Annotated in this window: 8 protein-coding genes, 1 other RNA gene and 1 pseudogene; 1 reads left to right on the top strand and 9 read right to left on the bottom strand. The window is 72.8% G+C overall.

Annotation, left to right across the window (positions count from 1 at the left end; all coding sequences use genetic code 11):
- Window positions 1-111 precede the first annotated feature (111 nt).
- From ACFXAM_RS35270 to ftsE, 6 genes are all read right to left on the bottom strand, one after another.
- Entirely contained in the window at window positions 112-2,427 is a 2,316-nt protein-coding gene (locus ACFXAM_RS35270; RefSeq protein WP_380297599.1) for a HelD family protein, read from the bottom strand.
- Between the two features lie 130 nt (window positions 2,428-2,557).
- Window positions 2,558-2,939, bottom strand: a transfer-messenger RNA (tmRNA) gene (gene ssrA / locus ACFXAM_RS35265).
- An 87-nt stretch (window positions 2,940-3,026) separates the two neighbouring features.
- Entirely contained in the window at window positions 3,027-3,503 is a 477-nt protein-coding gene (gene smpB, locus ACFXAM_RS35260; RefSeq protein ID WP_350544683.1) for an SsrA-binding protein SmpB, read from the bottom strand.
- A 44-nt stretch (window positions 3,504-3,547) separates the two neighbouring features.
- Entirely contained in the window at window positions 3,548-4,696 is a 1,149-nt protein-coding gene (locus ACFXAM_RS35255) for a S41 family peptidase (RefSeq protein WP_380297596.1), read from the bottom strand.
- A gap of 122 nt (window positions 4,697-4,818) precedes the next feature.
- Window positions 4,819-5,730, bottom strand: a complete 912-nt coding sequence (ftsX, locus tag ACFXAM_RS35250; RefSeq protein WP_344325131.1) for a permease-like cell division protein FtsX — start codon at window positions 5,728-5,730, stop codon at window positions 4,819-4,821.
- 76 nt (window positions 5,731-5,806) lie between these two features.
- Window positions 5,807-6,496 (bottom strand): cell division ATP-binding protein FtsE, encoded by a 690-nt coding sequence (gene ftsE / locus ACFXAM_RS35245; RefSeq protein WP_380297594.1) that lies wholly within the window; start codon window positions 6,494-6,496, stop codon window positions 5,807-5,809.
- A gap of 349 nt (window positions 6,497-6,845) precedes the next feature.
- On the opposite strand from ftsE, the gene ACFXAM_RS35240 reads away from it, so the two are divergent.
- A complete protein-coding gene (locus ACFXAM_RS35240; protein ID WP_344325125.1) occupies window positions 6,846-7,040 on the top strand; it encodes a hypothetical protein in 195 nt (64 codons plus the stop codon).
- A gap of 168 nt (window positions 7,041-7,208) precedes the next feature.
- Here ACFXAM_RS35240 and prfB read toward each other — a convergent pair whose 3' ends face one another.
- The 3 genes and pseudogenes from prfB to ACFXAM_RS35225 all read right to left on the bottom strand — a co-directional run.
- A complete protein-coding gene (prfB, locus tag ACFXAM_RS35235) occupies window positions 7,209-8,318 on the bottom strand; it encodes a peptide chain release factor 2 (RefSeq protein ID WP_380297592.1) in 1,110 nt (369 codons plus the stop codon).
- Between the two features lie 91 nt (window positions 8,319-8,409).
- Entirely contained in the window at window positions 8,410-9,669 is a 1,260-nt protein-coding gene (locus ACFXAM_RS35230) for a serine/threonine-protein kinase (RefSeq protein WP_380297590.1), read from the bottom strand.
- A gap of 222 nt (window positions 9,670-9,891) precedes the next feature.
- Window positions 9,892-10,142, bottom strand: a pseudogene (locus tag ACFXAM_RS35225) (serine/threonine protein kinase); the annotation flags it as partial.

Genomic DNA, 10,142 nt, shown 5'->3' with positions numbered 1-10,142 from the left:
GCCCGCCCCTCCCGACGGCCTGGCGAGGGTCAGCGGTCCATCCGAGAGCGCCTCGGTGGGCCGCGCCGGGCGGGGGCGGGGCGGCCCGGCCGCACGCCCCCGGCCCCGGCGTCAGTCGCGCAGCAGCGCGGGCACCCCGGCCGCGTCCGGCAGGTCGTCCGGACCGGACAGCACGGTCAGCCGCTGGGTCGCCCGGGTCAGCGCCACGTACAGCACCCGCAGGCCCGCCTCCGACTCGCCGGCGATCCCGGTCGGGTCGGCCACCACGGTCGCGTCGTACTCCAGGCCCTTGGCCTCCAGGCTGCCCAGCGCGACCACCCGGTCGCCCAGCCCCTCGGCCCAGCCCGCCGCCTCGGCCCGCCGGTCCATCGGCACCACCACGGCCACCGTGCCGTCCACCTCGCCGAGCAGCCGCTCCAGCTCGGCCCGGGCGCCCGCGCCGAAGGCCTCCGGCGAGGGGTCGGTGACGGCCGCGAAGCGCGGCTCGACGCCCACCCTGCGCACCGCGCTCGGCGACGGCGTGCCCGGCGCGGCCAGCTCCAGCACCTTGGCCGCCACCTCGGCGATCTCGGCGGGGTTGCGGTAGTTCACGGTCAGCGTGAAGCGGCGGCGCGGCTTGCCGGAGAGCACCTCGTCCAGCGCGGCCTTCGCCTCCTCCGGGAACGGCCAGGAGGACTGCGCCGGGTCGCCGACGATGGTCCAGGTGGCCATCCGGGAGCGGCGGCCGATCATCCGCCACTGCATCGGGGTGAGGTCCTGCGCCTCGTCGACGATCACGTGCGCGTACTCGACCCGTTCCACGGGCACGCGCTCGCGCTGCCGGGCGGAGCGGTCGGCGAAGGTGGTGACCTCCTCCAGGCCGCTCAGCAGGTCCACCGCGTCCACCTCGCGGACCTTCGGGCGGGCCGGCTCGCCGAGCAGCACCTGCAGTTCGTCCACCAGCGCCACGTCGTGCGCCGACAGCGCGCCCTCGCCGCGCTGCGACAGGTGCCGCCAGGAGGCCGCCAGCACCTTCGCCTCGTCGGGGGTGACCGCGCGGCGGGCGATCCGGTTGATGTGCCGGGCGTGCTTCAGGGTGCCGAGCACCCGGCGCGGGGTGACCGCGGGCCACCAGGCGTCCAGGAAGTCCAGGAACGGCGCCTCGTCGGAGACGTACTCGTCGAAGGCCTCCTTCTCCTCCTGGCGCTGCTCGCGGGCGTAGTGGTCGGCGGGCCTGGGCAGGTGCCGGGTGGCCTGCTGCCACAGCGCGTCCAGCAGCAGCCGGCGGGCGCGCGGGCGCAGCAGGTTGAGCGGGGTGCCGCCGGAGCCGACGACGTTGCCGCGCACCGCCTTGAGCCGGCCCGCGTCCAGCTTCAGCACCTCGCCGCGGGCGACCACCTTCAGCTCCTGCGGCGCGCCCAGCTCCAGCGCGGCCCGGGCGGCCCGGCGCAGCAGCTGGACCATCCGGGCCGAGCCCTTGATCCGGGCCGCCTCCGGGGTGTCGTAGGTGCCGGCCTCGATGCCGTCGACCAGCGAGCCGACCGCGCGGATGGCGACCTGGCCCTCCTCGCCGAGCGAGGGCAGCACGCCCTCGGTGTAGGAGACCAGCAGCGGGGTCGGCGAGACCACCAGGATGCCCCCCGCGTAGCGGCGGCGGTCCTGGTAGAGCAGGAAGGCCGCCCGGTGCAGCGCCACCGCGGTCTTGCCGGTGCCGGGGCCGCCGGTGACCAGGGTGGCCCCGGCCGCGGCGGCGCGGATCACCTCGTCCTGCTCCCGCTGGATGGAGGAGACGATGTCGCGCATCGAGTGGCTGCGGGCCCGGCCGAGCGAGGCCATCAGCGCGCCGTCGCCGACCACCGCCAGTTCCTCGCCGTCCAGGGTGGGGGTGAGGTCGGGACGCAGCAGGTCGTCCTCGACGCCGATCACCTTGCGGCCCTTGGAGCGGATCACCCGGCGCCGGACGACCCGGCCGGGCTCCAGCGGGGTGGAGCGGTAGAACGGCGCCGCGGCCGGGGCCCGCCAGTCGATCACCAGCGGACCGTACTCGGCGTCCAGCACCCCGAGCCGGCCGATGTGCAGGGTCTCGGCGACGGCCGGGTCGGCCGGGTCGAGCGGGGTGTTGGAGGGGATGCCGTGCTCCTCCGGGGCGTCGGCCCGTTGGAGGTCGATGCGGCCGAACAGGAAGTCCTCGAACTCGTTGTTGAGCCGCTGGAGGTGGGCGCCGGCCCGGTACACCTGGGCGTCGCGCTCGGCGAGCGCGCCGGGGGTGCCGACGTGCACGCGCTTGGCGGCGTCCTCCAGGATGTACTCGGCCTCGGCGAGCTTCTCCTCCAGCCGCCGGTAGACGGTGTCGAGGTGACGCTGCTCGCCGGCGATCTCGCGCTCGCGCACGGTCTCGTGGTCGGTGGCGGCGGTGTCCGTGGTGCTGGTGTCCGTGTTGCTCTGCATGGCCTCGGTGGTTGCGGCGGAATCCGGCTCCGGGAAACGAGCGGACGGACGATCCTACGCCCCGGCCGAGGGAAACGTGAAGGCCGCCCTCCGCAACGCGGTGGACGGCCTTCACACTGTCAACATGGGGTGGTGGAGATGCCGGGAATCGAACCCGGGTCCAGTGGAGTCAATTCAGGGCTTCTCCGAGCGCAGTCCGCTGTGCTTTTCTCGGCCCTGGCGGTCACACGGACAAGCCGCCAACAGGCCCAGCTGCTGTTTGATTTCCCATCCGCCCCCGCAGCCCGGGCGGACGGTTGAGTTCCCTAGATTATGCCAGGGTCCGGGTCGGGAACCCCCCGGTCTGACACCCAAGCGCTATCGGTGCTTATTAGGCAGCGAGAGCGAACTGCTGGGAATCGCGCTTAGAGTTGGCGATTATTTTTTTGCGACACGTGGTTAACGAGATCATTGCCGCGTTCCTCGGCTCGCTTCCCCTGTTTCAACATCCCCTGTCGAAACCGATCATCCCCATGTTTTGTTGAGAAACAGCGCGGACGGTCTCCCGTCCGTGGTGCTGGGCCCATGGTACGCGAGGCGACCAGCGAGGGTCCAGCCGATTAACGCTGGCGTCGCCGGGCGGCCGCCACGGCGCGCGCCGTCTCGCGGGTGTCCTGCTTCTCGCGCAGGGTCTGCCGCTTGTCGTACAGCTTCTTGCCGACCGCGAGCGCCAGTTCGAGCTTCACCCGGCCGTCCTTGAAGTAGAGCGAGAGCGGGACGAGGGTGTGGCCGGCGTCCCGGACCTTCGTCTCGATCTTGCGGATCTCCAGCTTGTGCAGCAGCAGCTTGCGCTTGCGCCGGGCCGCGTGGTTGGTCCACGTCCCCTGGGTGTACTCGGGGATGAAGACGTTGTCGATCCACGCCTCGTGGTTCTGGATGTAGGCGTAGCCGTCGACCAGGTTGGCCCGCCCCTCGCGCAGTGACTTCACCTCCGTGCCGGTGAGCACGAGACCGCACTCGTAGGTGTCGAGGATGGTGTACTCGTGTCGCGCCTTCTTGTTCTGCGCGATCAGCTTGTGTCCGGTTTCCTTTGCCATAGCGCGGTCATTCTCGCACCTCCGCCCCGTGCCGAGCAGCCCCTTTACGCACGGGTCCCGAGACCGGCCAGGACCCGCAGGGCGAGCGCCGCGGCGTCCTCGGAGGCGTCCGCCGGGACGTCCGGGGCCAGTCCGGTGCCCTCCGGGGAGCGGCCGGCCGGGGTGTAGTAGCGGCCGACGGTCAGCTCCAGCACCGCGCCGTCGGCGAGCCGGCTGGGCTGCTGGACGGTGCCCTTGCCGAAGGTCCGCCCGCCCACCACCACGGCCCGGCCGCGGTCCTGGAGGGCCCCGGTGAGCAGTTCGGCGGCGCTCATCGTGCCGCCGTCGACCAGCACCACCAGCGGGGTGCGCTGGTCGCCGCCGGGCGGGGCGGTCAGTTCCCGGGTGCCGCCGCGGTCCTGGTACGAGCCGACCGGGCCGCCGTCCAGGAAGACCCCGGCGGTGCCGGCCGCCTCGTCGACCAGCCCGCCGGAGTTGCCGCGCAGGTCGAGCACCACACCGGCCCGTGCGCCGCGCACGGCGGCGCGCACCTGCTCGGCCACGCCGGAGGTGAAGGCCCGCACCGCGATCCGCACCGCGCCGCCCGCCAGGTGCTCCACGGTCACCTGCTGGCTGTCCAGCAGGGCGCGGCGCAGCCGGACCTCGCGCTCCTCGCCCTCCTCGCGCTGCACGGCCAGGACCACCTCCGAGCCGGGCCGGCGCTCGGCGCCCTCGCGTCCGCGCAGCCGGGCGACCACCTCGGTGACCGGCAGCCGGTCCGCCGGGTCGTCGCCGATCCGCAGCAGCCGGTCGCCGACCGCGATCCCGGCGGCCGCGGCCGGGCCTGCGGTCAGCACCTGGGAGACGGTGGTGACGCCGTCCTCGCCGCGGCCCACGGACAGGCCCACGCCGAGGTAGCGGCCGTCCAGGCCCTGGCTGAACTCGGCGTACTCCTGGGCGCTGTAGTACGCGCCCCAGCGGTCGCCGGTGGCACCGATCAGGTGCTCGGCCTGCTGCTCGGAGAGGTCGGCGCCGGCCGGGTCCTGGCCGGCGCCGATGGTCGCGGCGGCGGCCCGGGCGGTGTCGGCGGACGGCGGACGCGGCGTCGCGCCGGGCTCGCCCCAGGCGCCGGTGGCGGCCCCGGCCAGCAGGACCACGCCGAACACCAGGCTGAGGGTGGCCACCTGACGTACCGCGCGGGGAGTGACGGGCATGGACCGGAGTCTAGAACCTCCCGGAAACGCCGCAGCCCGGAAGCGGTGGCGGCGGAACGCCGGCGGCCCCGGACGGCGCAGTGCCGTCCGGGACCGCCGGGGCCGTCCGGGTCGTCGCGGACTCAGACCTTGAGGTACTTGCGGAGGGTGAAGAAGGCCGCGATGCCGGCCATGCCCATACCCACCACGACCAGCAGCGGTATCACCGCCAGCACCGAGGACAGGCCGATGAAGTGGATGAACTGCACCCGCTCGGCGAGCCAGTTCTGGACGAAGAAGTGGCCGCCGAGCAGCAGGCCGGAGGCCATCACCGCACCGAGCAGCGCGGAGAACGCGGCCTCCGCGATGAACGGCATCTGCACGTAGAAGTTCGAGGCGCCGACCAGGCGCATGATGCCGGTCTCGCGCCTTCTGCTGTACGCCGACACCCGGACGGTGTTGACGATCAGCAGCAGGGCGACGAAGAGCATCAGCACCATGATGACGAAGGCCGCCGTCTGGAGGCCGTTCAGCAGGCCGAAGAGGTTCTCCAGGATCTTGCGCTGGTCCTCGACCGACTTCACGCCGGGCTTGCCGGCGAAGGCGCTCTGGATGACGTCGTACTTGGTCGGGTCCTTGAGCTTCACCCGCCACGACTGCGGGATGGCCTCCGGGCCGAGGACGGAGATGAGCGGGTTGTCCGGGTTCATCTCCTTCCAGTGCTTGTACGCCTCGGCGGAGTTCTCGAAGGTCGAGGACTGCACCACCGAGTCCATCTTGTCGAGCTGGGTCTTGATGTCGGCGATCTGCTGGTCGGTGGCCGCGCCCTTGTCGCACTGGGGCGAGTTGCGGGCATCGGCCTTGGTGCAGAAGTAGATGCTCACCTCGACCTTGTCGTACCAGTACCCCTTCATCGAGTTGACCTGGTCGCGGACCAGGAGGGAGGCACCGGCGAGGGCGAGGGAGAGCGCGACGCTGACGACGACCGCGATGGTCATCGTCAGGTTGCGGCGGAGACCCACACCGATCTCCGACAGGACGAACTGGGCGCGCATGCGTTCAACAACTCCAGGGTCGGTACTGCTGGTCGGGCGAGGCGGGCGGGCGGCCCACGGGGTCAGCGCCGAGCGGTCAGTGCTGGTACCCGTAGACGCCGCGGGCCTGGTCGCGGACCAGCAGCCCCTTGTCGAGCTCGATGACGCGCTTGCGCATCTGGTCGACGATGGCCTGGTCGTGGGTGGCCATCAGCACGGTGGTGCCGGTGCGGTTGATCCGGTCGAGCAGCTTCATGATGCCGACCGAGTTCTGCGGGTCGAGGTTGCCGGTGGGCTCGTCCGCGATCAGCAGCATGGGGCGGTTGACGAACGCCCGGGCGATCGCGACGCGCTGCTGCTCACCGCCGGACAGCTCGCCCGGCATGCGGTCCTCCTTGCCGCCGAGGCCGACCAGGTCGAGCACCTCGGGCACCACCTTGCCGATGGCGCTCTTCGGCTTGCCGATGACCTCCAGCGCGAAGGCGACGTTCTGCGCGACCGTCTTGTTGGGCAGCAGGCGGAAGTCCTGGAAGACGGTGCCCAGCTGGCGGCGCATGTGCGGCACCTTCCAGTTGGACAGCTTGCCGAGGTCCTTGCCCAGCACGTGCACCTCGCCGCTGCTGGGGCGCTCCTCGCGCAGGCACAGGCGCAGGAAGGTGGACTTGCCCGAGCCGGACGAGCCGACCAGGAAGACGAACTCACCCTTCTCGATCTCCAGCGAGACGTTGTCCAGGGCGGGACGGTTCTGCTTGGGATAGGTCTTGGAGACGTTGTCGAATCTGATCACGGCTGCATCACGGAGGCCATCCTAGGCGGCGCCAGTCCTGGGTCGGTCCGCCCCTCGGCATGCCCGGCCCGGGGCGGGCGAGGGGAGCGGAACGGCCGCTCCCGGCTTGGGACCATACGCGAACGGGCGCCCGGCCCGCAGGTCCGGCCGCGACAGGGGCGGGGGGCCGGGGGAAAATGCCCTGGTATGCCCCGAAAATTGGGAGCCATCTCACAGCCCGGGGGCCGGAACGCCCGGAACCTGGCACAGTGGAGGGTGCGGTCGGGCACGACCGCTCCGCCGCACAGGGCACGAGAAGGAACCAAGGCCCGGTCCGGTGCGTTTGCAGTAGCAGCGAGGAGGAGATCGCATGACCTGCGACCATCTGGTGTGCGCCCACTGCAACGGCCGCGTCAGCGAGGGCCGCTGCCCCGCGTGCCGTGCCACCCGGGCCCGGCTGCAGGAGCAGCAGGGCCCGTTCGCCGCGCTCTCCCCCGCGATGCTGCTGGCCGTGCTGGCCGGACTGCTCGCGGTGGCGCTGATCGCGCGGCAGGCGCTGGCCTGAGACGTACGTACACGGGAAGGCCCCCGACCGGTGAACCGGTCGGGGGCCTTCCTTCGTTCCGCCCTGTGCGGACCGCGGACTACTGCGCGGCGGTCTCGCGCTGCTTGCGCCACCGGATGCCGGCCTCGATGCTGTGCTTGATGTTCATCGAGACCGGCGTCCTCACGCTCAGCTCGCGGTTTCCCGCTGCTTCCTCCACCGGATGCCGGCCTCGATGAAGCCGTCGATGTCGCCGTCCAGCACGCCCTGCGGGTTGCCGACCTCGAACTCGGTGCGGACGTCCTTGACCATCTGGTACGGGTGCAGCACGTAGGAGCGCATCTGGTTGCCCCAGGAGCTGCCGCTGTCCTTGAGCGCGTCCATCGCCGCCTTCTCCTCCTGGCGGCGCCGCTCCAGCAGCTTGGCCTGGAGGACGTTCATCGCGGACGCCTTGTTCTGGATCTGCGAGCGCTCGTTCTGGCAGGACACCACGATGCCGGTCGGGATGTGCGTGATGCGCACCGCCGAGTCGGTGGTGTTGACGCCCTGGCCGCCGGGGCCGGAGGCGCGGTAGACGTCCACGCGCAGCTCCGACTCGTCGATGTCGACGTGGTCGGACTGCTCGACGACCGGGAGCACCTCGACACCGGCGAACGAGGTCTGCCGGCGGCCCTGGTTGTCGAACGGGGAGATGCGGACCAGGCGGTGCGTGCCCTGCTCGACCGAGAGGGTGCCGTAGGCGTACGGGGCCTTGACGGTGAAGGTCGCGGACTTGATGCCGGCCTCCTCCGCGTACGAGGTGTCGTACACCTCGGTGGGGTACCCGTGCCGCTCGGCCCAGCGCAGGTACATGCGCATCAGCTGCTCGGCGAAGTCGGCGGCGTCCACGCCACCGGCCTCGGCGCGGATGTTGATCAGCGCCTCGCGGGCGTCGTACTCGCCCGACAGGAGGGTGCGGACCTCCAGCTCCTCGACCGCCTTGGCGACGGACGTCAGCTCGGCCTCGGCCTCGGCGCGGGTGTCCGCGTCGTCCTCGGCCTCGGCCAGCTCGAACAGGACGCCCAGGTCTTCGATGCGGCCGCGCAGGCCCTCGACCCTGCGCAGTTCGCCCTGGAGGAAGGAGAGCCTGCTGGTCACCTTCTGCGCGTTCGCGACGTCGTCCCACAGGTCGGGGGCGGCTGCCTCCTCCTCCAGGCGCGCGATGTCGGCCCGGATCTTGTCCAGGTCGAGGACGGCCTCGATCGACCCCATGGTCGTTTCGAGGTTCTTGAGCTCTTCGGAAGGATCGACGGCTGCCACGCCCCCAGGGTAATGGTTCCCGGGGGGCTTCTGACGACCGCGGGGGCGTCCGGGGCGCACACGACCCGCCGGCGGGCCCCCGACGGGCCCGCTACGGGGCCCGTGGCGCCGTGGAGACGGTGGCCGGGCGGGAGCCGGAGCCGGGGTCCGGCGCGGTGGCCGCGAAGGCGGTCCAGGCCGCGGCGGCGCCGGCCAGCAGCAGGACCACCGCCAGCAGCACGGCCAGCACCCGGCGGCGGCGCAGCAGCGCCTGGCGGTCCCGGCGGTGGCCCGCGCCCGGGGCGGTGCGCTGGGCCCGCGACTCGGCCGCGTAGGAGGCCAGCTCGTGCGCGGAGGGGCGGCGCAGGCTGGTGTGGGTGTCCCGGGTGGAGTCCGGGGCGATGCCGGGCACCAGCGGGACGGCCGGGCCGCGGCGGCGCTTGTGGGTGCCGGGGGCGGCGTCCACCTCGGCGTACACCGCCTCGCCCGGGGTCAGCTGCTCCTCGACGGGCGCCCGGCCCTGCTGCGGGACGGCCAGCACCGGCAGCCCGGCCAGGGCGGGCAGCTGCTCGCGCAGCCGGGAGGCCAGCTCGGCGGCGCGCAGCCGGGAGGCGGGGGCCTTGGCCAGGCACTCGGCGATGATCCGCCACAGGCCGTCGGGCAGGCCGGGGATCGGCGGCACCTGCTCGGTGACGTGCCGGCGCAGCACGGCGCCGGTGTGGCCGCCGCCGAACGGGGTGAAGCCGGCCAGCAGCTCGTAGAGCACGGTGGCGAGGGCGTAGATGTCGACGGCGGCGCGCGGCTCCAGGCCCTCGATGATCTCGGGGGCGAGGTAGTCGGGGGTGCCGATGATCCGGGTGGCGCGGGTGCGGCGCGGGGCGTCCACCAGCCGGGCCACGCCGAAGTCGGTCAGCTTGGCGCGCGGGGCGCCGCCGGGGCCGGGGGCGGCGGAGAGGTCGAGCAGGACGTTCTCCGGCTTGACGTCCCGGTGCACGATGCCGGCCGCGTGCGCGGCGGCCAGGCCGTCGGCGACGTCGGCGATGACCGAGGCGGCGAGCTGCGGGGGCAGCGCGCCGTCGCGCTCCAGCCGGGAGCGCAGGTCGGTGCCCTGGACGAGCTCCATCACCAGGGCGAGGTCGCTGCCGTCGACGACCATGTCGCGCACGCCGACCACCCGGGGGTGGTCCAGGCCGGTCAGCGCGGCGCGTTCCTGGACGAAGCGCCCGACCAGCACCTGGTCGGCGGCCAGGTCCTCGCGCAGCAGCTTGACCGCGACCGGACCGTCCGGGCCCTCGCCCAGCCAGACCGTCCCGGCCGAGCCCCGGCCGATCACCTGGTGGACGGTGTAGCGGCTGCCGATCTTGCGTGCCAATGCTGCTCCGTGGGCGGCGGGAGCGCTCCGGGAGGGTCCGGGGCGCTCGGTGGGGCGGGACAACAGCGACCAACCTACGCGCCCGACCGCCCTCCGCGGGCCGCCTGAGGGCGCCTGGCGGGTACCGGACGGCGGGAATTCTCGTGAATTGTCGACAAAGCGTCAATATCACCGCGAGGTCCGGCCCCGGGGGCCCGAGCGGGGTCCCCGGGGGCCGTCCCGTCAGTTCTTCGCGCTGTCGAACAGGTTCGTCGCCCAGTCCTTCGCGCTGGAGAACCAGTCCTGGACCTCGGCCCAGTACTCCGGCAGCGGGGTGAAGTTCCACAGCGCCACCACGGCCAGCGCCAGCACCAGCAGGACCATCAGGCAGCCCTTCAGGCAGCCCAGGCCCGGGATGTACATCCGGTTGCGGCCGCGCGGGCGCGGCTCGCGGCGCGGCGCCTCGCGGGGCGCCTCGCGAGGCGGCTCGGCGC

The organism is Kitasatospora sp. NPDC059462, from assembly GCF_042749955.1.
Lineage (GTDB): Bacteria > Actinomycetota > Actinomycetes > Streptomycetales > Streptomycetaceae > Kitasatospora.
Note: the sequence above shows the minus strand (reverse complement) of the source record. Positions and strands in the feature narration are given on the sequence as shown.

Coding starts and splice junctions, on each gene's coding strand:
- ACFXAM_RS35255 (WP_380297596.1), bottom strand. CDS start 4,696: ATGCCCGTCACTCCCCGCGCGGTACGTCAGGTGGCCACCCTCAGCCTG.
- ACFXAM_RS35270 (WP_380297599.1), bottom strand. CDS start 2,427: ATGCAGAGCAACACGGACACCAGCACCACGGACACCGCCGCCACCGAC.
- ACFXAM_RS35240 (WP_344325125.1), top strand. CDS start 6,846: ATGACCTGCGACCATCTGGTGTGCGCCCACTGCAACGGCCGCGTCAGC.
- smpB (WP_350544683.1), bottom strand. CDS start 3,503: ATGGCAAAGGAAACCGGACACAAGCTGATCGCGCAGAACAAGAAGGCG.
- ftsX (WP_344325131.1), bottom strand. CDS start 5,730: ATGCGCGCCCAGTTCGTCCTGTCGGAGATCGGTGTGGGTCTCCGCCGC.